Below are 22,939 nucleotides of genomic sequence, written 5' to 3' on the forward strand. Positions count from 1 at the left end.
GGACCCGCTCTGGCTGATACCTGAACTCTGGTGTATTCCACAACGACGACGGATAAATATTATGTATGGTGCATTCAGGCACGGGGAGCGCGTGCCACCTCTGGTAAAATTACTGACCTGGTTTAATATCGGCGTTCAGGTCTCCTTTCCGCTGGCAATGGCCTTCACGCCGGCCATTGCCGGCACCGGCAGTGACGGCCGGTTTCTGCAGCGTCAGGCGCAGACTGAATGGCATACCCGGGTTTACACCCTGGGGGAAGGGGAGAGCGTTTCGTCAGTGGCCAGAAAATACAATATGTCGCTGGACTCGCTGCGTACCCTGAACCAGTTCCGCACTTTCGCGCGTGGCTTTGACCACCTGCAGGCTGGTGATGAGCTGGATGTTCCGGTAGCCCCGCTCCCGGAAGTGCGCTGGGATGATGCCCCTGCAACCTCAGCTCCCGGTCAGAATAACGAAGATACGCAGGCGAACAAAGTCGCAGGCTATGCCTCGCAGGCGGGGAGCTTTCTGGCAAACAACCCGAACGGTGATGCGGCGGCTTCCATGGCCCGCGGTATGGTCACCGGTGCTGCCGGCAGTGAAATCCAGCAGTGGCTGAGCCGTTTCGGCACCGCCCGCCTGCAGCTGGATGCGGATAAAAACTTCTCTCTCAAAAACTCGCAGCTCGACCTGCTTGTCCCTTTGTATGAACAAAAGGACAGTCTTGTCTTTACCCAGGGCAGCATCCACCGGACCGACGACCGCACCCAGTCTAATCTCGGTCTGGGTTACCGCTGGTTCGCCGCTGACTGGATGCTGGGCGCCAGCACCTTTCTTGATTACGACCTGTCCCGCGACCATGCCCGTCTGGGGCTGGGCGGCGAGTACTGGCGAGATTTCCTGAAGCTGGGCGTCAACACCTACCACCGCCTGACGGGCTGGAAAAGCTCACCGGACCTTGAGGACTATGAAGAACGTCCGGCTAACGGCTGGGATGTCCGGGCGCAGTACTGGCTGCCGGCACTGCCACAGCTGGGCGGAAAGCTGACGTATGAGCAGTACTACGGTAATGAGGTGGCCCTGTTTGGCCGGGATAACCGTCAGCGAAATCCGCACGCCATCACGGCAGGCGTGAATTACACGCCGGTGCCGCTGCTGACGTTCAGTGCAGAGCAGCGGCAGGGGCAGTCAGGTAAAAGCGACACCCGTTTCAGCGTTGATATGAACTACCAGCTGGGTATGCCATGGCAGCACCAGATTAATCCGGACGCGGTGGCCGCCATGCGCAGCCTGGCCGGTAGCCGGTATGACCTGGTCGATCGCAACAATAATATCGTGCTGGAGTACCGCAAAAAAGAAGTTATCCGCCTGAAGACGGCAGACCTGGTGACGGGCTATGCCGGTGAGCAGAAGTCTCTGGGGGTATCCGTCAACAGCAGGCACGGGCTGGAGCGCATTGACTGGTCTGCTTCCCCGCTCATCGCAGCGGGCGGGAAAATCGTACAGAACGGGAGTGACTGGACGGTGGTGATGCCGGGTTATCGCTCAGGAGCGGAAGGCGTCAACAGTTACACCGTCAGCGGCGTTGCCGTTGATATAAAAGGGAACGTTTCTGACCGGGCTGAAACCCAGGTGACCGTGCAGGCACCGCTGGTCAGTGCAGAAAAAAGCACCTTTACGCCGGCATCATCCATGCTTCCCGCGGACGGTAAAAGCACGCAGGTACTGACGCTCGCCGTCAGGGATGCTGAGGGGCAGGCTGTGAGTATACCGGCCGAAGAGATAGTGATAAAAACGGGTGAGCTTCACACCGCAACCGTATCAGCCCCCGTGCAGAAGGATGCGGGCGTATTTGAGGTGACGGTGACGGCGGGTACCGGGCGGGAAAGCGTGACGGTGACGCCGGAAATTGGCGGGCAGAAAGTGAGCGCGGCGACGGTGACGATAAGCAGTCTTTCACCCGATGCGGAACGCACAACGTTCACCGCGTCACCTGAAACCATTGCTGCAGACGGTCATGATATATCCACCCTGACGCTTTCTGCCCGGGATGATGCGGGAAGCCCCCTCTCCGGGATTAAAGGCAATCTTTCGTTCGTGGTTACCCCTGAGGGGGTCAGCGGGCGGTCTGCCCTGCCGCTGGCGCTCAGTGATATCAGTGAGCCGGAAGGGGATGGCGTTTATGTGGCAACGCTGGCCGGCAGTGTGCCGGGGCGGTACACCATCAGACCGTACTACAACGGCGAGCCGGTTGGCCAGATTGCCGTGAAGGTGGTACTGAAAGCGTCCGCGCCGGATGAGGCGAAGTCGGTCATTGACACCGACGCCACCACCTACACCGCGGGTGCGGACATGAGGGTGACGGTGACGCTGAAGGACGCGCAGGATAACGCGGTGACCGGGGCATCCTCCTCGCTGACGGCGGAGACCGTGACGGTACCGAACGCGACGCTGAAGGGCAGCGGCTGGGCGGAGAGCCCGGACGGCACGTACACCGCGACCTACACGGCGAAGACCGTGAGCACCAACAACCAGGCGACGCTGAAGCTGAGCGGCTGGAGCGAGCCGGCGAAGTCCGGGGCGTATGCCATTACGGCAGGAGCCGTGGCGCAGGCGAAGTCGGTCATTGACACCGACGCCACCACCTACACCGCGGGTGCGGACATGAGGGTGACGGTGACGCTGAAGGACGCGCAGGATAACGCGGTGACCGGGGCATCCTCCTCGCTGACGGCGGAGACCGTGACGGTACCGAACGCGACGCTGAAGGGCAGCGGCTGGGCGGAGAGCCCGGACGGCACGTACACCGCGACCTACACGGCGAAGACCGTGAGCACCAACAACCAGGCGACGCTGAAGCTGAGCGGCTGGAGCGAGCCGGCGAAGTCCGGGGCGTATGCCATTACGGCAGGAGCCGTGGCGCAGGCGAAGTCGGTCATTGACACCGACGCCACCACCTACACCGCGGGTGCGGACATGAGGGTGACGGTGACGCTGAAGGACGCGCAGGATAACGCGGTGACCGGGGCATCCTCCTCGCTGACGGCGGAGACCGTGACGGTACCGAACGCGACGCTGAAGGGCAGCGGCTGGGCGGAGAGCCCGGACGGCACGTACACCGCGACCTACACGGCGAAGACCGTGAGCACCAACAACCAGGCGACGCTGAAGCTGAGCGGCTGGAGCGAGCCGGCGAAGTCCGGGGCGTATGCCATTACGGCAGGAGCCGTGGCGCAGGCGAAGTCGGTCATTGACACCGACGCCACCACCTACACCGCGGGTGCGGACATGAGGGTGACGGTGACGCTGAAGGACGCGCAGGATAACGCGGTGACCGGGGCATCCTCCTCGCTGACGGCGGATGCCGTGGAGGTACCGAACGCGACGCTGAAGGGCAGCGGCTGGGCGGAGAGCCCGGACGGCACGTACACCGCGACCTACACGGCGAAGACCGTGAGCACCAACAACCAGGCGACGCTGAAGCTGAGCGGCTGGAGCGAGCCGGCGAAGTCCGGGGCGTATGCCATTACGGAGAATACAGAAGGGCCTGCCTCTATCAGAACGCAGCTCAACGATTTCTCCTTTGACCAGAACAGCGAAATTGGGACCTTCCCGACCACCGGCTTTGACGGGGCAACCTTCACCATTGTGCCGAAAGACGGTAAAAATGTAGCGGATTACAATTGGAGCTCTGACACTACCTGGGCAAAAGTAGGTGAGACCAATGGGATTGTGACGTTTAAAGGTAAGGGGACGGGAGTAAAAGTGACCATAACGGGGACGCCCACAAGCGGTCAGGGGAAAACCATCAAATACAGCTTCACTCTCAATAAATGGTTCGAATTTCTAAGTGGAACCAAACATCATGCCGAAGCGGTAGCGGCCTGTAAGAATGATGGCGGGTTGCCAACATTGAGCGAGTTTTATCGCACGTCGAATCGGGACACCTCGGGGGGGCTGTGGAACGAGTGGGGAAACACGGAAAATTACGGTTTCTCCGGGAGCATTTACTGGGCGTCGGATGAGAGTAGTTTTTCCGGCTACTACTGGGCCTTCTTTGTGAAAGGTCCTAACGGCGCCGCCATCAGCGACCTCATCCCGGTCTACGTGGTGTGTCGTCAGGGTCTTTAGATTTTAGTTTTTAGCCTTTAACCTTTGTGTTTTTTAAATTTTAATTAATTTTTTTATTCTCCCCCGTGTTCCCGCGGGGGAGTCTGAGGAGAGTGAATGATAGAGATAAAGGAGAGGCTGGCGCTGAGTGCCCGTCCGGGAAAGCTTACGCTTATCCGGGAGGGCATGTTTCTGAAATGCTACCAGCAGTCGTTGTTTTCACTGGTGCATACCGTGTATCCGGATATCAAAGTTACCGGGCGCAGGATAAAAAAACTCGGCGGACAGGCTGTATTCAGCGGCGGTTTCCCCGAGACGGTGCTGGCAAAGGTCCTGCCAGACGCACGGTTAACCGACTGGGGCGCTGAAGCGGACACGGATAATATTGAAGAGGTTGCATATCAGTCATGGCTTACCACGCCCCCCTTGTGGAAAACAATGGCGTGGGTGATGTGACGTCAGACGGGCAATCAGGTAACGACAATACTGGATTCAGTCGAAAAGCAGATCACACGCTGGCAGGGTTGGTTTATGCGCCGTGATACGTGAGTGGTATACCACATGAACAGTGATTTACTACTGACAATGCTGACTGATAGCAACTGGTTGTAAGCAGAACTTATAAAATAAAGAAGCGTTCTCTCAACGCGTAATCCGCACTGAAACATTGATGATGAAGACCCTTCGAAGGAGTTAACCGGATGAAAGCATTGCTGTCCGTGCTGCTGCTTAGCCTGCTTGTTACTGCAACCGCAGCACGAGCAAAAGCCCTGCCGGTTCTGGCCTTCCATATGGGCATAGGGGCTGAAGGGAAGTTCTTTGTGGGAGGTACCCTGCGTAACGACGGCGATGAGCCGGTCACTAAGGGCTACCTCGTCATTCTGCCTGTCACAGAGCGTTGTGAGCCGGGGGACTTCAGTATGTACGAGTTTGGAGAACTCACTCCCGGCAGCACCCAGGAATTCCGTATTCCTGTCAGCGGGCGCCTGGTTGCATATCGTCTCGCGGGAGCCGGTGCTGTGGACAGCATGGGCTTTGACGTGCCTGTCCGCGACGAAACCAGGGCCGTTCTTGACGCCCGCCGGGATGAAGAAACCAGAGCCTGCCTGACCAGAAGGAGCACCGTACATGCACAGCCCTGATAACGATACAGATGGTACGAAAGCACCGGTCACGGACGCGGTGATAATCCCAGGCTGTGCCGCCGTGGAAAGTAGATCTCGGTGGCTGGGAAGTAACGGAACAGTAAACGCCGTTAAGCTGTCATTTTAAATAGCCAAAATCAAATCAACCAATTTACATCGCAAATTGCCGTTTTAAGCCACCCTTTTTACACCAGTTGCGTATTTAACGGCGGGTTCTTTACGCTATCGCTTAAATCCACTACCCGACGCTTGTTGAATCGTGAGTTAGGTAAGGCAGAGGCTGAACGGGTACTTAAACGCTGGAAGCACTTTCTTAAACCCTTGAGGCGGGATCTGGCTTTACTGCTGGTTCATTACGAAGGCACAGCATTGACCAACCGTTACGGCGTTGCGTTACCAACGCGGTAGGGCAGCCATTTAAAGGATACAGAACAACACACCTGTGATGTTCCAGTAACATTGATGGAGATCACCAAATAACAAAATGAGCCAAAAGTGATCTCCATAAATGTTATTCAGCGATCCAGCCAAATGTTATCAGCCGTACTTCGGTAATGTTATTGGGCGGTCTCTGTGAGTGTTAATACGCACCTGGCGTTAACCTCATTCTGAAAATGGACATTCGCCGGTGTTTTTTATAAATTTCCGATTGAAAGAAAACCAATAACAATTTCAGGTGATCTGGCGAATTTCCCATAAATAGGCGATATTGTTCCTGTGCAGAAACAATGCAGGGGGAATTTCCTTTACTGTTGCGAAGCCCATTATTACAGGACATCCTTCCCTGAACTTATGACAGCAGAAAAGAGCCGGAAGAATGTATGATGAATAAGAAAATTTTGTGGAATGGTCAGGTTCAGCCCGAGGCCGTTAAGGTATTATCGGCTGATGGTGGTATGATTGTTTGTCCGACAAAGGTTGGTTATATCATTATGACCTCGGATAAAGAAGGGCTTGAAAGGAAATTCGAGGCCAAACAGCGAAATCGCAATAAACCAGGCGTGGTGTTGTGCGGGAGTATGGAACAACTTAAATCACTGGCCCTGCTGAACAGGGAGATCGAGGTATTTTATCAGGCTCACTGGGATGCAGACGTACTGCTGGGCTGTATTTTACCTTGGCGGGAAGATGCCATCGAAAAATTACCAGATAATGGTCTGAAAGAGCTGATGATGGATGGCAGAAAAACCAGCTGCTTTGTTATTAAGTTCGGTAAACCAGGGGAAATGATTGCTAAAGAGCTATGGAATATTCATCAGAAAATCTCTTTTGCCAGCTCTGCAAATCCTTCTGGAAAAGGCAATCGCGGCATGGTGGAATTCATCGGAGAACGCATTGAAACCCGTGCAGATTTAATTATTTGTGCTAACGAGTATGTCAGTTCTGTTCAGCCAGATGAAACGCAGGAGAGCCGGTATGAACAGGGCGTCATGGTGTCCATGGTGGACAGTGAGGGTAATCTTGTTCCTGAACAGTCCGGTGCCAGAAAGGTGACCCCTTGTCCGGTATTAATCCGAAAAGGTCTCGATGTGAACAGAATTATTCAATTAATGTCTGCTCATTTTAACTCCTGGGATTATCGCCATGGAGATTATTATTAATTATCCGGGGTTATCAGTGCATAACGGATGTAAGTGATAATGGCATTTATATACTATTCAATTGCGTATTAGCGTGATTACACTGCTCCCCATTAACACCCATTCAGGATGCTATGTATAAATAAAATAAAGCTTTTAAACCGAGCGACCTCTACTTGAGATCTGAGGTTTTGATTAAGCGATCTGGCTGATATACATATACTGGAATAGGTGGTTAACAGTACATGGCAAAGAAGTAAAGTTGAAATGCTCATCTGTACCAACTGGCGTGGCACGGTGCATGTGATAAAAAAGCAGGCAGGGTTCATTCAGGGTACAGGAGTTATTCTTTCGGTGTTCTGCGTGACAAGTGGCATATGTGCACTATCGCCAGCTGGACTGGCCTTTAATGGTTACCCTTGCCGGATAACCTCAGCGCGAGACCGATCCTGTCATTTCTTCCCGCCCGGGAAGTCATGGAAGACTTTGTCGATCGGATCGTCACTTTCGATCTGAAAACCAGGGTTCTACCACCACTACGCACGGTTTTTTGCTGGATGACAAAGTATTGATCATTCCTGATGCCGTGCTGGATATTAGCTGCCTTCTTTGACCTCTGCTCTTGAGATCATCTGCTGCAGTTCGTCACTGAAGCGCTTAATGTCTGACGTCATGGTATTTTTATTCTTTGACAGTAGCCAGACTTTATATTCATCCATCTGCCAGCCAGGTAAAAGCCGTACCAGATTTCCGGCGGCTACGCTTTCTCGCGCGATGTAATTCGGCAGATAAGCAATGCCTATTCCGGAAAGCGCCATGCTGACCAGTGCCACGCTGTTGTTACTTCTGAAGCGGCTATGGACGTCAATGCTGACCTTCTGTTTCTCTTTCCTGAAAGGCAGGGAAACCGTATGCGCCACGCCACGAAACAGGATGTAGTTACGGGCAGGGAGATCGTTTGGCGTCAGGATCGAACGCATACGGGCAATACAGTCGGGGGTGGCATAAAGTCCCCACTGAATCGAGCATAAAAATTTAGTGTGATTATGGGGCGGTGTGTCCTGAGCCACGATGATCGACAAATCGTACTGACTCTCTTTGATATCTACTGCTTTGTCCGATAAATCGAGATCGACATTAGCCATCTTATTTCGTTCCAGGTATGAATTTAATGCTGGCACAACATACTCTTTGCCGAAGGTTACAGGGGCAATTATTTTTATTGTCCCCACGGGTTCCTCATAATAATTACGAATAAACCGTTCGGCAGCACGCAGTTCATTCAGTATTTTGAAGCAGTGCTGATAGTAGCTTAACCCCAACTCAGTGACCTCTATTTTCCTGGTGGTTCGCTTAAGCAACATCGCTCCAATGCGCTTTTCCAGCGTTGAAATATCCCGGCTGACTGACGACTTTGACATTCCCAGGGAGCGTGCAGTTTCAGTGAAGCTCAGGGTTTCGACGACACGCGCGAAAACCACCATTGGAACTAAATTCTCGATTTTTTCCATTCTACAACCTGTGTCTGGCCCAAAAACATCACCAGATAATTAGTGACAAAAGTCCTGGCTATCGTCAAGTACTGGTTCGTGGTCAGCATTTTTATCGTATATCGCCTGTTATTCTCTCCATGAATACAGCGCCCTGAGTTGATGTGGGATATTTATTTGAGACTACCGCAGCAGTGCCACCTCCTGCCTCGATTGACTTGCAGGGGTGGGGGTAAAGTGTAAGAGATTATTTCTATTGCTCTCGGGTGATGTCACCAGTACGACACTCATGATGTCAGACCAACACAGCATGTTTGTGTAAATATAGATATGGATTTCATGCACATATGTAAAAACCGTTAACTCATTGTAATAGGAATACCCGATCGATAAATTAATTCATAATAGCTTTAAGCTATTATTATTTGCCTATTGATCGTTTTTGACGATCAAAGAGATATATGTAAAATGGCACCGCGATGTAACGTTTACATCTGTTTTTTTATTGATCGATAAGGACATGAAATGAAGTTGAACAAATTATTGATTGCATTTTTTTTAACTGCCGGCGTGTCTTCTGCGGTAAGCGCCGCTGATCAGGGGCACGGCAAAGTAACCTTTACAGGCTCTATCATTGACGCTCCCTGCTCCGTTGATTCGAAATCTGCTGATCAGACCGTAGATTTGGGGCAGGTGTCTAATGTGCTCTTGAAAAAAGATGGAGCAACCTCCACTCCGAAGGAGTTTTCCATCAAGCTTCAAGGCTGCGATTTTGGCGACCCGGCTAAGAAAAACAATGTTCAGGTAACCTTTACCGGTCAGGGTGCTCCAGGGACAAACAATAAACTTCTTGCAATTAACGGTACTGCCTCAGGTGCTGGTGTCGGTATTAAAACCGGTCTGGGTGAAGACGTTCTCTTCGGTACGGCTGTTACTGCGCAGACGCTGAATGCAGGCGATAATGAACTGCGTTTCCAGGGCTATCTGAAGGGTTTACCTGCGCAGGCTGGAGGTGAAGGTGGTGGGTCAACTCCAGTAACAGTTGTGCCGGGTGACTTCACAGCCGTAGCCAATTTCCAGCTGGCCTACAACTAATCTGAATACCTCGAATTAAAGACCTTTAACGTACAGAGTGCGTGGGCAGACCACGCCCTCTGTAAAGGGAAGGTTATCTGAAACACATAAAAGGATATCGGGTCCGGTAAGTATTTTCGGGTTTATACTCCCGCGTTTAATTGTTTCAGATGTTCTTTGACAGGTCTTTTTCCGTAGCCCCCCAGCAATACAGATAAAGAATAGAAGAGGTATCTCATGCTCATGCAGACGAGTCCGGGTTTCCGCCTGCGAGCGTGCACGGCTTTGAGTATGGCAATCCTTATAACAGGAGCAGTGAGTGCGCGAGCGGAAGATATTCATTTCAACATGGACGCTCTCGATGTGGATGACCGCAGTAATATTGACCTTACCCGGTTTTCCCGCAGTGGCTACATTGTTCCCGGTCTATACAGTATGGTCGTTAACGTTAACCGGGCTTCGCTGCCAGAGACGTCCGTCGAGTTCTATGCGCCGGCGGATGACCCGAAAGGAAGTGTGCCCTGCCTGACCCCGGGACTGGTTTCACAACTGGGGCTTAAGGACAGTATCATCCCCTCGCTCAGGTACGTTAATAATGGTCGCTGTCTGGACATGCAAAGCCTGCCGGGTACACAGGCTCGGGGAGATATTTCCACCGGGTCACTGTACCTCAGCATTCCTCAGGCCTTTATGGAATACACGGCAGAAAACTGGGACCCTCCGTCCCGCTGGGATAACGGTATTCCTGGTATTTTGTTCGATTACAGTCTTAATTCACAGGCGCAAAGAGATGCACGCCGTGGGGATATCTCTTACTCGCTGAGCGGCAACGGCACGGCGGGGGCAAATGTGGGGGCATGGCGTCTGAGGGCAGACTGGCAGTCACAGCTAGACCGTTTTTCTGGCTCAGGACGCACCCAGAAGAGTATGAAGTGGAGTCGTTACTATGCCTACCGGCCGGTTCCCTCGCTGGGCGCAAAACTCACTGCAGGTGAGGGGTATCTGGATTCGGCTATATTCGACAGCTTCCGTTTTACTGGTGCCGGTCTGGTCTCGGATGACAACATGTTGCCCCCGAACCTGCGCGGCTACGCCCCGGAGGTGGTGGGAGTGGCGAAAACCAACGCCAAAGTCATCATCACCCAAATGGGGCGCGTGCTGTATGAGACCACCGTTGCTGCAGGTCCGTTTCGCATACAGGATATCAACGATTCAGTGTCGGGAACGCTGAACGTACGTGTTGAGGAGCAGGACGGCAGCGTACATGAGTTCACCATGAACACAGCCAGTATCCCTTACCTGACGCGCCCAGGCTCGTTCCGTTATAAGCTTGCAACGGGTAAACCGTCAGACTGGCAGCACCGCTCGCGCGGGCCGCTGTTTGGTGCCGGTGAATTTTCCTGGGGGGTGAGCAACGGCTGGTCGCTGTATGGCGGAGCGCTCGCCGGCGGTGATTACAGTGCGCTGTCGTTCGGCATCGGGCGTGACCTGCTGGCTCTCGGAGCCCTCTCGTTCGACGCTACCCAGTCAAGGGCCCGGCTGCCGCAAGAGGATAACACGCTGAGCGGTGGCTCTTACCGCCTGAACTATTCAAAGAGCTTTGACGAATACGACAGCCAGATTACGTTCGCTGGCTACCGCTTTTCGGAGCGGACCTTTATGAGCATGAGTGAGTATCTGGACGCAGGTTACTATGGTATTCGCACGGGAAAAGGGAAAGAGAAATACTCCATTATATTTAACAAGCATTTTCGCGACCTGGGAGTCAGTGCTTACCTCAACTACACCCATGAGACCTACTGGGACCGGCCGGCCGGCGACCTTTATAACCTGTCGCTTTCGCGCTACTTCGATATCGGTCCACTGCGTAACCTGAGCCTGTCGCTGTCGGCTTACCGCAACCAGTACAATGGCCTCAGGGATGATGGTGGATACCTGTCCCTGTCCGTGCCGTGGGGTGCCGACGCAACGGTCAGCTATAACGTGACGCTGAACCGTGACGCTGTCACACACAGGGCCAGCTACAACAGGCGCGTCGATGAACACAGTCATTACCAGCTGAGCGCAGGCCGCTCGCCTTCCGGAACCAGCCTGAGTGGCTATTACAGCCTTGAGGGCGATATGGCGCGCATGAGTGCCAACGCCAGCTATCAGGAAGGACGCTACAGCGCCGTGGGCGCATCCGCCAGTGGAGGGGTGACCCTGACCGCGGAAGGCGGAGCGGTGCACCGGGACGGGGTGGCCGGCGGAACCAGGATACTGATTGATTCAGACGGTGTACCCGGCGTTCCCGTCAGAGGGTTTGGCTCCACTACCCGAACCAATGTCTGGGGGAAGGCGGTGACCGGAGAAGTCAGCAGCTACTACCGTAACCAGGTCAGTATCGACCTGAACGGGCTGGCCGATAACGCAGAGGTCAGCCAGTCTGTGGTGCAGGCTACGCTCACCGAAGGTGCTATCGGCTATCGCAAATTTCAGGTCATTGCCGGACAGAAAGCGATGGCGGTAATTAAACTTGCCAACGGAAGCGAGCCGCCCTTTGGTGCCTCGGTGATGAATGGCCGTAAAAGAGAGACCGGCATTGTCAATGATGGCGGAAACGTGTACCTGAGCGGCATCAATGCCGGCGAGGCCATGACCGTGCACTGGGATGGCAAAGCGCAGTGTGAAGTACGCATGCCGGCAACGCTGCCGGAAGAAATGCTGGCGAACACGCTGCTGCTGCCCTGTCATGCCCGCAATGACAAAACGGCTGACAAAGAAAGTGACGTGACACAGCTTCCTGATCGCGGGAATGCTGTCATAGGAGTTAAATAAGAAAAGCATCTGCTTAACCAGACAGAGGGCTGGAGGCCGTGAAAGACATTATGAGAAAGAATGAGAAGACCATGGAAAAAGACAACAGAGCAATTCTAAACAGCGGGCGGCTTTTGCTGAGTTTATCCGCGCTGCTGTCCGTCATGCTGACAGCTTCCACGGTAGAGGCCGCAATAGCCCTGGACCGTACGCGGGTGGTGTTTGACGGCAGCCAGAAGTCCGTGAGTCTGGGGGTCACTAACCAGAATACGCAGCTACCGTATCTCGCGCAGACGTGGCTTGAGGATGAGCAGGGCAACAAAATCCAGAGCCCGCTGACCGTCCTGCCGCCGGTGCAGCGCATTGAGCCAGGCAAGCCGAGCCAGGTGAAGGTACAGGCGCTCCCTGCAGCCAGACAGCTGCCGCAGGACCGGGAGACGCTGTACTACTTCAACCTGCGGGAAATTCCGCCGAAGAGCGACAGGCCGAACACGCTGCAGATTGCGCTGCAGACGCGCATCAAGCTTTTTTACCGTCCGTCCGGCCTTGCTATTGACAGCAGTGCCGCGCCGCCACAGGAGAAGCTGACGCTGACAGTGCAGGCGGGTAAATACACGGTCAACAACCCGACGCCGTACTACATAACCCTGGTGGATGCGGGCAGCAGGAAGGGAGCGGAAGGCGTAAAGGATTTTAAGCCGGTGATGGTGTCCCCGAAAGGGACGGCACCGCTTAATATCGGTGCCGGAGAGGTGGGGGCATCACCTGTACTGACCTATGTTAATGACTATGGCGCCCGGCCTCAGTTGACCTTCAGCTGCTCCGGCACCACCTGCGCGGTGATGCCGGATAAAAAGACGCAGTAGCCGGAACGAAAGTACCCTTTAAGAAATTCAGTAATGTTATGAGTCGGTGGCTGAGAATGCGTATTGCGGGATTAAAGGTTCTGAATCTGAACATCATCCAGGTGCTGGCTTCACTTATTGTGACAGTTTCTGTGGCATCTGAGGCCGTGACACGCGTTAATGTCAGTGTCGCAGTGATGGCAGACGCATGTGTTATCGAGTCCGGTTCAGAGGATATACCTCTGGATTTTGGCGTCATTGTGGACAGCTTTCTGTATCTGAACGAGCGCACGCCGGGCCTGCCATTCGAAATAAGACTGGCGCAATGTGATCCAGAAATAAGTAAGACAGTGTCGGTTAAATTCTATGGTAATGAAAACCTGGCGCTGCCCGGATTACTGTCCGTAAACGAGGGAAGCAGCGCGACCGGGATAGCGATTGGGCTGGAGACACCAGAGGCGAAGCCTTTGCCTGTGAACAAGCCTGGCGACCAGTATGACCTGCTGAAGGGGAGTAACGTGATTTCCCTCAGAGCCTATGTCCGCGGAGAGCCGCAAGCACTGGCACAGAAAACGATAGGAAAGGGAGATTTTAGTTCGGTGGCGACGTTCAGCCTCGAGTATGAGTAGGTCAGCTGAAGCAATTCTGTACCGTAATGCTGACCACGGATATAAGAGCAACACGATGAGGCATTTCAGTAGCTTTCGCGAAGTGCCATGAAAGCGCAGCACCTGTTCCACCTCTCCGGGAATACCGGTAGCACGTGACGTAACCAGCTAAAGCTAAAAATTTAGTCCGGGTTTGACTGTTCTGGATAAATTAAAACTGCAGTCTAAATACCGACATTACTACACTCTCTTTAACGTGAAGAAATCAGAAAAGGAACGATTAAATGATGCCTGAAAGGCTTTTTCTGCGAGCATTCAGTGTCTCCAGAGTCCTCTTGTGTTCGACTCTTTATTGTGCCTTAAGTACGACTGTATATGCTGCTGGCCCTGAACGACTTGAGATAACACCATTTCGGGAGTCTTCGTATCTGAGGCACAACGTAAAAATAGTTGGCTGGGATTTTAATGACACACGCCCAAATCCTCTTTACGGTTGCCAATACCATTCATCGTCTCAGTGTTCATTAAGGATTGGGTATAAATCATCTCGAAGTTACTCTATGGTTAATAGATCCGAGTTTTTCCCTAAATACATAACAGAAGCCAAGACAATAGGTGAGCTAGGGAGAGCCCTTTTTTCAGACGGGCAATGGGTAAACAAGGATTTCGCAGGTCCTTACGTGGACTTTGATGAAAAAAAGATTTGTTATTGGGTGGGCTACATGATAAATGGAGGAGCTAGCGGAGGAACTCCTTTAGGTGGAGGTGGTTCGGATTATTGTGCCGTACCTGAAATCCCCCCATCCACCTGTTCATTCAGCGAAGATATAATCGAGCTCTCGCATGGTTCTCTGACAGAAAAAAATGTGAATGGAAATACTGTTACTGCTGTTACTAATGTTAAGTGTACCTCCACTCTTAATGTGCGAATTTTCAGCAAATCAGATACTGATAATCTTTCCCTGGGAAGTGGCATCACTTCCAAAGTTACCGCAAATGGACTGTCACTAAAAGATGGGGTTTCACTCACTGCGAGTGCGTCAGGCACCCCTCTCGTTCTTGTTTCGACGCTTTCCGCATCAAATCCAAAAGCAGGTAAGTACCAGACGAGTTTTGACATTATTGTGTCACTTCCCTGAAATAACAGCAAAAAGTAAGTAATTAAGGCACTGTTGCAAATATCAGGCAGTGGTAAACTGATCACCATCTTTTGCTGACGGAGCAGCACATGAATCCATTCAAAGGCCGGCATTTTCAGCGTGACATCATCTTGTGGGCGGTTCGCTGGTACTGCAAATACGGCATCAGCTATCGTGAGCGCCAGGAGATGCTGGCCGAACGTGGCGTGAATGTCGATCACACCACGATTTACCGCTGGGTCCAGCATTATGCGCCTGAAATGGAAAAACGACTGCGCTGGTACTGGCGTAATTCCTCCGATCTCAACCCGTGGCACATTGACGAAACGTACGTGAAGGTGAATGGCCGCTGAGCTTACCTTTATCGCGCCGTCGACAGCAGGGGCCGCACTATCTATTTTTATCTCTCCCTGCGTCATAACAGCAAGCTGCGCACCGCTTCCAGGGTGAAATCTCCAACAACGTGAAGAAGTGGCAGGTTCCGCGATTTATCAACGTAAGCGTCGTCTCAGCACCGTCTGGCAGATCCTGAAATTCCTGAGAGGATAGTGGACACCAAATATGGTGGACTCTATCCATGAAATCATTAACCACAGTGCGTAAAAAAAGCCCTAATTATCCCGTTGAGTTCAAAATCAAAATGGTTGAACTCTCGCATCGACCAGATATCTCCGTAGCGCAACTCGCTCGTGAGCATGGGATCAACGATAATCTGCTGTTCAAGTGGCGCCAGTACTGGCGCGAAGGAAAACTACGCCCTCCTTCAACAACAGCAAACAGCGTGCCTGAGCTGCTCCCCATAACACTTGCTGCCGAAGATGTTGTTCCTACAACCTCCTCCCGGTCACAACCTGTAGCTGCTGCGGCACCTGAATCACTCAATATCAGCTGTGAAGTGACGTTTCGGCATGGCTCACTCCGTCTGAATGGTGCCATCAGCGAAAATATCCTGAACCTGCTGATACGGGAGCTCAAACGTTGATCCCATTACCATCAGGGACAAAGATCTGGCTCGTCGCTGGCATCACCGATATGAGAAACGGCTTCAACGGCCTGGCGGCAAAGGTGCAGACGACGCTGAAAGACGATCCGATGTCAGGTCACGTTTTTATCTTCCGTGGGCGTAATGGCAGTCAGGTAAAGCTCCTCTGGTCTACCGGCGATGGACTGTGTCTGCTGACCAAACGGCTGGAGCGCGGCCGCTTAGCCTGGCCGTCAGCCCGGAATGGCAAAGTGTTTCTCACGCCGGCACAGCTGGCGATGCTCCTTGAAGGTATCGACTGGGGGCGACAAGAAGTCGCTTAATGTATTGTTTTAACATGATTTATGTATAAAACCCGTTATCCCATTAGCGGTAGCCTACTGAGGCAGGCGACACCGGCAACAGTGTGGTCTGAAGCCCTCAGGACAACGTAACTCTGGGAAATATCCGATCTGAGTCCGTGAGGATAGAAGGTTATCTGCAAGCATCGTGCGGATGGAAAGCCAGGCTGAGCGGTATGGTTAACTTATGTGAACTGCTGATAAACGTCGTTATACCTGACAAGCCAAAGATGCTGACAGGCTTGAACCAAAAGGTGTGTGATCGGTTATTTCCTTCCAGTTTGGGAATACATGGGCTAGAGATCACCGGTGGAGAGGCGGAACCTAACCCGTTCATTTGTATATTAAGTGGAACTTGGTAAGCCCGTATATCTGCCCTATGGGCAGGCAAACCGCAAGGAATGTTGTTGGATATGCGGGTAAAGGAGGACGGAAAAAGCGAATGCCGATCTGTAATGGTTCGGATAGGGGTTCCACCTTTGCCCTGGCGCGAAAGCGTGCCCACTTTCGTCTGGTCTTTAAGCGCAAAAAATACTGCAAAACTACTTGCAAGGAAGTTCTGAAAGATGAGTGCACATCACTGTGTATCTTCAGCTTCCCGCGGGCCCCACTGGCATCTCATTAACTGGAGATATTGTCATCAGCGCGTGAAGAAGTTGCAGTTACGTATTGCGAAGGCGACACAAGGTCAACAATGGCGTAAGGTTAAAATCCTGCTACGTATGCTGACCCGCTCGTTTTCTGCCAAAGTTCTGGCGGTTAAACGGGTCACTGAAAACACCGGGCGTAAAACTCCCGGTGTCGATGGAAAAATGTGGCAACATCCCGAAGCAAAGTGGTCGGCAATTGCCCGACTCCGGCGAACGGGGTACAAACCTTGTCCTCTTCGGCGGATATACATTCCCAAAGCAAACGGCAAACGTCGTCCTTTGGGAGTTCCGACGATATTGGATAGAGCAATGCAAGCCTTGTATTTGCTTGCACTTGAACCCGTATCCGAAGTCAGCGCTGACCCTAATAGCTATGGTTTCCGTCCCATGAGAAGTACAGCTGATGCTATCGAGCACGTTTTTATTGCCTGTGGCAAGAAAGCATCAGCTGAGTGGGTATTGGAAGGTGACATAAAGGGATGCTTTGATAACCTCAGCCATGACTGGTTGCTGTCTCATATTCCCATGGACAGGCTGGTATTACGGAAATGGCTGAAATCTGGATATTGTGAGAACGGGTCTTTTTATAACACGATTGCCGGAACACCTCAGGGCGGAATTATCTCCCCAACGCTGATGAACATGGCGCTGGATGGTCTGCAGTCCAGACTGGATAAACGTTTCCCGTCGACAACGGTGGAAGGTCGTCGTGCAAAGATCCATCTGATTCGGTATGCAGATGATTTTGTGATAACCGGGGATACGCAGGAATTATTGTGTAATGATGTCATGCCGGTTGTTTGCGACTTTCTGGCGGAACGTGGTCTGACGTTGTCCCCAGAGAAAACGCGGATCGTTCATATCAGACAGGGGGTTGATTTTCTTGGACAAAACATCCGAAAATATAGTGATAAACTACTTATCAAGCCCTCAAAGGTGAATCTAAAAACCTTTCTTCACAAAGTCAGAGCGATTATAGAAAAGAACAAATCCGCGCCTGCGTGGTTGTTGATATCTTTGCTGAATCCGATCATTCGGGGATGGGCAAACTATCATCGTCACGCCGTAGCCAAGAAAACGTTCAGCTATGTCGATCATCAGATATGGTTAAAACTATGGCAGTGGTGTGTCAGACGACATCCAAAGAAAGGAAAACGGTGGGTTCAACGTAAGTATTTCACCTCATGTGGAATACGAAATTGGATATTCACCGGTATTGATGCTGAGAAGCGTAAATATACTCTTTTCAAGGCTGACTCGATGCCCATAAAACGCCATACAAAAATCAAAGCAATTGCCACTCCATACGATCTGCGATGGGAAACGTATTTCGAGCGTCGACAGGATTATATGCTGGAAAACGCAATATGGGGAAAGAAGCGAGTACTGACCATGTGGAGAAAACAAGGCTCCCGATGCCCAATGTGCCAACAGCGCATCACCTATGAAACCGGCTGGAACATAGACCATAAGGTCAGAAAAATCATGGGTGGAGGGGATGAATTGTCTAATCTGGTCTTACTACATCCGAATTGCCATCGACAATTACACAGTTGTGAAACCGGCTCTCATTCATTTACAGGGCTTATAAAGGCTTGAGCGGTGTACCGGGAAACTGGTATGCACCGTTCTTAGGGGGCGGCGGCACAGCAATGTGTTGCTGCTACCCGACCGGCAGCCTAAAAGACTACTTACATCACTGACTATGTTGTAGGCCTCTTTATCCTGGTCGACGTTGAATGAGCCTGGTAATATATGCCCGCCAGGGCATGGAGCTGAGTCGCTCACTGCTGTCTGGCTGGGTGGATGCGTGCTGCCGGTTACTGTCACCGCTGGAAGAGGCGCTTCAGAACTATGTGCTGACTGACGGCAAACTCCATGTTGATGACACGCCTGTCCCGGTGCTGTTGCCAGGTAATAAGAAAACGAAGACCGGGCGGTTGTGGACGTACGTTCGTGAGGACCGTAACGCCGGGTCAGAGCTGGCGCCAGCGGTATGGTTCGCTTACAGCCCGGACAGAAAAGGTATCCACCCGCAGAGCCATCTCGCCGGCTTCAGCGGTGTTCTTCAGGCGGATGCGTACGCCGGGTTCAACGATCTTTACCGCAATGGACAGATAACGGAAGCTGCCTGCTGGGCTTATGCCCGCCGCAAGATCCACGATGTGCACGTTCGCACCCCGTCAGCGCTGACGGAGGAAGCCCTGAAACGGATCGGTGAGTTGTATGCCATCGAGGCTGAAATAAGGGGGATGCCGGCGAAGCAACGCCTTGCAGAACGTCAGCAAAAAGCTAAACCGCGACTGAAATCCCTGGAAAGCTGGCTACGCGAAAAGGTGAAAACGCTGTCGCGACACTCAGAACTGGCGAAAGCGTTCACGTACGTACTGAACCTGTGGCCAGCGCTGGCTTACTATACTGACGACGGCTGGGCCGAGGCAGATAACAATATAGCTGAGAATGCGCTGCGGATGGTCAGCCTGGGTCGCAAAAACTACCTGTTCTTCGGTTCGGATCATGGAGGAGAGCGGGGAGCGCTGCTGTACAGCCTGATCGGGACATGCAAACTGAACGGTGTGGAGCCAGAAAGCTACCTCCGTTATGTCCTTGACGTCATTGCTGACTGGCCGATAAACCGGGTCAACGAACTGCTACCTTGGCGCGTAGCACTGCCAACTGAATAACACATCCCAGTCAATACGGTTCTCGCTGGACGCTTAGTACGCCAGGATACGCTGGTGACAGAACAGAGGGTGAAAGTCCCTCCCGGGTAAGAGCCAGCCACTCGCCCGGTCCTTTAGCTATGCGCGGCAGCGAGTAACTTCTGACGTGAAGTGTTAGCGAAGGCATCCACAGGCCCGGTATTGAGCCACGAAATACAAGCTAATTGGAGGTGGTGATGTTGTTAAGCGAAGCAGAAACCAATAATGGACATGTCATCATGGCGAGACGTGTTCATACCTCCCGGGGTCGGAGACCCGGCGCATGTGGAGAAGTTCGTCATACGGAACCTGGGAGATCCTGAACCAGCCCCGCAGTCGCGGGCCGCTGTACTAAAGCGTAAAGACAAGGTGCAACGGAGTTCAGGAAGTCGGACACGGGCATAGTAGCGGAGAAATCAGTGAACAAAACATGTAACAGTGTGGCGGAATTGACGGAGGGAAGGCCCGTGACCAAGGGGAACAGCCAACAGCACGACCGTATCCGGACTCAGAGCCGGGGAAATACGACGTCACGTCTGCTGGCTGTGCGGGAAGCTGCGCAAAGGGATAAACATCAACAGCTTACCAGTCTCTTCCACCACATAAGCGAGGCGCTGCTGATGCAGAGCTTCCATCAACTCAAACGTCAGTCTGCACCGGGCTGCGACGGAGTGACATGGGACAGCTATGCGCAGAACGCGCATGACAATCTCAGAGCACTCCACGGCAGACTTCAGCGGGGGCAGTACAGACCCCTGCCAGCAAGGCAGGTGTTCATCCCCAAAGAAGATGGGTCAGAAAGACCGCTGAGCATTGTGTGTCTGGAGGACAAAATCGTACAGCAGGCGATGGTGACGGTGCTGAACCAAATCTACGAGGCTGATTTTCTGGGGTTTTCCTATGGATTTAGACCGGGAAGAGGTCAGCATGACGCACTGGATGCCCTGCATTCGGCGATTATGACGCGAAAGGTAAACTGGGTGCTGGATCTGGACATCAGTAAGTTCTTCGATACCGTGGAACATGACTGGTTGCTCCGGTTTCTCCGGCACCGGATCGGGGACGAGCGCATACTGAGGCTGATCAAACAGTGGATCACGGTTGGGGTAAGGGATAAACACGGACACCGGCAGCGTTCGCGCGTCGGCGTCCCGCAGGGCGCGGTGTGCTCACCGATACTTGCTAACATTTACCTGCACTACAGCTTCGATCAGTGGATGAACAAAACCCGAAAGTATGCGCAGGGGGACGTGGTGATGGTCAGGTATGCTGACGACGCTGTACTGGGATTCCAGAAGCACCGGGATGCCCGGGAGTGCTTGTCAGCTCTGAAACAGCGGCTGGGGAAATTTGGTCTGAAAGTCCATCCGGAGAAAACCCGACTGGTACGCTTTGGGCGTTTCGCCCTGAGCCACTACAGGGAAGAGCAGGGGAAGCCCGGAACGTTTGATTTTCTGGGATTTACCCACTACGTTGGACAAAACCGGGCAGGCAACACGGTGGTGATGCGCAAGACCAAACGTAGCCGTCGTCTGGCACAACTGAAGGCAATCAAACAGATACTTCGAAAGCGACTTCACGAGAAACCGGCCGCAACAGGCCGATGGTTAAGGCGAGTGGTTGAGGGGCACATCAATTATTACGGTGTCCCCTTCAACAGCAGAGCGCTGACCCGGTTCGTGGAGGAAGTGAAAAAATTGTGGCTGAAGTCACTGAAACGGAGAAGTCAGAGGCACCGAATGACATGGAAACGCTTCAGTGAGTTGTGCAAACGCTGGATACCCGCCCCCGGAATTGTCCACCCGCACCCAATGCACCGCTTTCACGCCAGAACCCAAGGTAAGAGCCGGATGCGTTAGCAGCGCACGTCCGGATCCGCGCGGGGGGTAGCCGGTAACGGCTATTCCTACCGCAACCTTATCAACACGGATAAAGCGCCCACCTATGGCCGTGCGCTTGCGCTGCTCAAACGCGAAGGTCGATGCCCGCCGGACGTTGAGTACCGGCAGATTAAATACCGGAACAACGTGATTGAATGCGATCATGGCAAGCTGAAAAGAATAATTGGTGGCACACTGGGATTTAAATCTATGAAGACGTCTTACGCCACGATAAAGGGAATCGAAGTCATGCGCGCATTGTGCAAAGGTCAGGCAGAATCATTTTATTGGGGGCATCGCCCAGGGCGAGATGCGTCTGGTGAGCAGAGTCTTTGAAATATAACATCTTTAAAAGGCTAACTCATCAATAACTTTGCTACAGTGCCTTTTTACGGACCATCATTGAGGAAAGGCTCAGAGAGAAATAAGTAATCAGTATATACGTATACCTCGTAGTGTATGGTAACAACAGAACTGGAAGGCAGCAGGATTTTCAATTCGTAGCCTTCAGGCTGCTTACAATTCTAAACAAATTGACACTAAAGCGGGATTTTAACTTTACTCGACTAATTGAATGACTATAATGAGCACAAATTCAGACAGGAGGAATATGTTGGACAGTCACCCTTACTTAAACATCAAGGCAAGCTGACGCTATTTTTTCTGCGCTGCTTGCCAACCGGCGGGCAGCAATCTCCTCATCCAGACGATTGCATCCCATAAAAAATAACGCAGCATGGCTGCGAGGATAATCGTCATGTTCATGTTTAAAAATACATTATTCCCTCCACCGTCAACACGACGTTAATCGCCTTCCCGGCGACAATTTGTCGTGTGCTTAATAAAGCACGTAGTTAATTCTTCCAGCAAAAATGGAGGAAACTATGTTGATGTTTCCTTATATCGCAAATTTACTCGCCGCGATGCTGTTGGGCGCGCTGATTGGCGCTGAAAGACAGTGGCGTCAGCGTATGGCCGGCCTGCGCACCAACTCGCTGGTCGCCACTGGCGCGGCGGTTTTTATTCTGAGCTCCATTTCAACATCGCCGGAGAGCCCCGGACGTATTGCCGCGCAGGTGGTATCCGGAATTGGTTTTCTCGGCGCCGGCGTCATCATGCGTGAAGGCATGAACGTGCGCGGCCTGAATACCGCCGCAACTCTGTGGTGCTCTGCGGCGATTGGTGTACTGTGCGGTTTAGGCCAGTTCTGGCAAGCAGCGGCAGCAACGCTGATAATCCTCTGCGCCAATATTCTACTGCGCGAAGCGGCGCAGAGAATTAATCAGATCCCCGGCGCGACAGAAGACGAGAAATCCTACGTTCTGAATATTGTCTGTCAAAGCGAATATGAAAACACGATTCGTCAGCTATTGCTTAATATCAGTAAAGAGATGACGCTCAGCCTTCAGGGACTGGTGTCGACAGCAGCAAAAGAACAAGGGCATAAAGAAATCCGCATCGAACTGGTGGGGTATACCGATTGTCGTAAAGCGCGTGATCTCATTATGACAAGAATTGGCGGGGACGAAAAAATTACGTCAGTCCGCTGGTGCGTCGAGGGGAGTTAACCTCGCGACTATTTCACTCTGACAATCATTTGTCTAAGGAGGGAATGAT

Annotated in this window: 15 protein-coding genes and 3 pseudogenes; 17 read left to right on the plus strand and 1 reads right to left on the minus strand. The window is 52.5% G+C overall.

The window, feature by feature from the left end:
* Positions 1-91: 91 nt before the first annotated feature.
* The 4 genes from K7B04_RS10260 to K7B04_RS10275 all read left to right on the plus strand — a co-directional run bounded on the left by K7B04_RS10260 (position 92) and on the right by K7B04_RS10275 (position 6,836).
* Positions 92-4,111, plus strand: coding sequence for an inverse autotransporter beta domain-containing protein (locus tag K7B04_RS10260; protein WP_223803955.1), 4,020 nt, complete (start codon positions 92-94; stop codon positions 4,109-4,111).
* A 96-nt stretch (positions 4,112-4,207) separates the two neighbouring features.
* Positions 4,208-4,546, plus strand: a complete 339-nt coding sequence (locus K7B04_RS10265) for a hypothetical protein (RefSeq protein WP_223803956.1) — start codon at positions 4,208-4,210, stop codon at positions 4,544-4,546.
* A gap of 245 nt (positions 4,547-4,791) precedes the next feature.
* Positions 4,792-5,232: a membrane-associated Zn-dependent protease 1 gene (locus K7B04_RS10270; RefSeq protein WP_223803957.1), complete on the plus strand. Its 441-nt coding sequence runs from the start codon at positions 4,792-4,794 to the stop codon at positions 5,230-5,232.
* Positions 5,233-6,056: 824 nt separating this feature from the next.
* Positions 6,057-6,836 (plus strand): Sua5/YciO/YrdC/YwlC family protein, encoded by a 780-nt coding sequence (locus K7B04_RS10275; protein ID WP_223803958.1) that lies wholly within the window; start codon positions 6,057-6,059, stop codon positions 6,834-6,836.
* 575 nt (positions 6,837-7,411) lie between these two features.
* On the opposite strand, the gene K7B04_RS10280 is transcribed toward K7B04_RS10275, so the two are convergent.
* On the minus strand, positions 7,412-8,326 hold the full coding sequence (locus K7B04_RS10280; protein ID WP_223803959.1) for a LysR family transcriptional regulator: 915 nt from the start codon (positions 8,324-8,326) through the stop codon (positions 7,412-7,414).
* A gap of 504 nt (positions 8,327-8,830) precedes the next feature.
* Between K7B04_RS10280 and K7B04_RS10285 the strand changes: the two genes are divergently transcribed.
* From K7B04_RS10285 to K7B04_RS10345, 13 genes and pseudogenes are all read left to right on the plus strand, one after another.
* Positions 8,831-9,400, plus strand: a complete 570-nt coding sequence (locus tag K7B04_RS10285; protein WP_223803960.1) for a fimbrial protein — start codon at positions 8,831-8,833, stop codon at positions 9,398-9,400.
* Positions 9,401-9,622: 222 nt separating this feature from the next.
* The gene (locus tag K7B04_RS10290; protein ID WP_223804144.1) at positions 9,623-12,196 is read left to right on the plus strand and encodes an outer membrane usher protein; all 2,574 of its coding nucleotides are present in this window, start codon (positions 9,623-9,625) and stop codon (positions 12,194-12,196) included.
* Positions 12,197-12,339: 143 nt separating this feature from the next.
* A complete protein-coding gene (locus K7B04_RS10295; protein ID WP_275957289.1) occupies positions 12,340-13,041 on the plus strand; it encodes a fimbria/pilus periplasmic chaperone in 702 nt (233 codons plus the stop codon).
* 56 nt (positions 13,042-13,097) lie between these two features.
* On the plus strand, positions 13,098-13,649 hold the full coding sequence (locus K7B04_RS10300; protein ID WP_223803962.1) for a fimbrial protein: 552 nt from the start codon (positions 13,098-13,100) through the stop codon (positions 13,647-13,649).
* A 539-nt stretch (positions 13,650-14,188) separates the two neighbouring features.
* Positions 14,189-14,767 carry a hypothetical protein gene (locus K7B04_RS10305; RefSeq protein ID WP_223803963.1) on the plus strand — a complete coding sequence of 193 codons (579 nt, stop codon included), beginning with the start codon at positions 14,189-14,191 and terminating at the stop codon, positions 14,765-14,767.
* Between the two features lie 89 nt (positions 14,768-14,856).
* Positions 14,857-15,263: pseudogene (locus K7B04_RS10310) on the plus strand (IS6 family transposase); the annotation flags it as partial.
* An 81-nt stretch (positions 15,264-15,344) separates the two neighbouring features.
* Complete coding sequence (locus tag K7B04_RS10315) at positions 15,345-15,749, plus strand: transposase (RefSeq protein ID WP_223803964.1); 405 nt, start codon at positions 15,345-15,347, stop codon at positions 15,747-15,749.
* Positions 15,746-16,072: an IS66 family insertion sequence element accessory protein TnpB gene (gene tnpB, locus K7B04_RS10320; protein ID WP_223803965.1), complete on the plus strand. Its 327-nt coding sequence runs from the start codon at positions 15,746-15,748 to the stop codon at positions 16,070-16,072. Before K7B04_RS10315 ends, tnpB begins: the two co-directional genes overlap by 4 nt.
* A gap of 584 nt (positions 16,073-16,656) precedes the next feature.
* Positions 16,657-18,339, plus strand: coding sequence for a group II intron reverse transcriptase/maturase (ltrA, locus tag K7B04_RS10325; protein ID WP_223803966.1), 1,683 nt, complete (start codon positions 16,657-16,659; stop codon positions 18,337-18,339).
* A gap of 152 nt (positions 18,340-18,491) precedes the next feature.
* Positions 18,492-19,424 (plus strand): annotated as a pseudogene (locus tag K7B04_RS10330) (IS66 family transposase); the annotation flags it as partial.
* Between the two features lie 485 nt (positions 19,425-19,909).
* Positions 19,910-21,301, plus strand: coding sequence for a group II intron reverse transcriptase/maturase (ltrA, locus tag K7B04_RS10335; RefSeq protein WP_223803967.1), 1,392 nt, complete (start codon positions 19,910-19,912; stop codon positions 21,299-21,301).
* A gap of 60 nt (positions 21,302-21,361) precedes the next feature.
* Positions 21,362-21,665: pseudogene (locus tag K7B04_RS10340) on the plus strand (DDE-type integrase/transposase/recombinase); the annotation flags it as partial.
* 529 nt (positions 21,666-22,194) lie between these two features.
* Positions 22,195-22,890, plus strand: coding sequence for an MgtC family protein (locus K7B04_RS10345; protein WP_223803968.1), 696 nt, complete (start codon positions 22,195-22,197; stop codon positions 22,888-22,890).
* Positions 22,891-22,939 lie beyond the last annotated feature (49 nt).

The organism is Kluyvera sp. CRP (assembly GCF_019930565.1).
In the GTDB taxonomy this organism is placed as follows: domain Bacteria; phylum Pseudomonadota; class Gammaproteobacteria; order Enterobacterales; family Enterobacteriaceae; genus Kluyvera; species Kluyvera georgiana_A.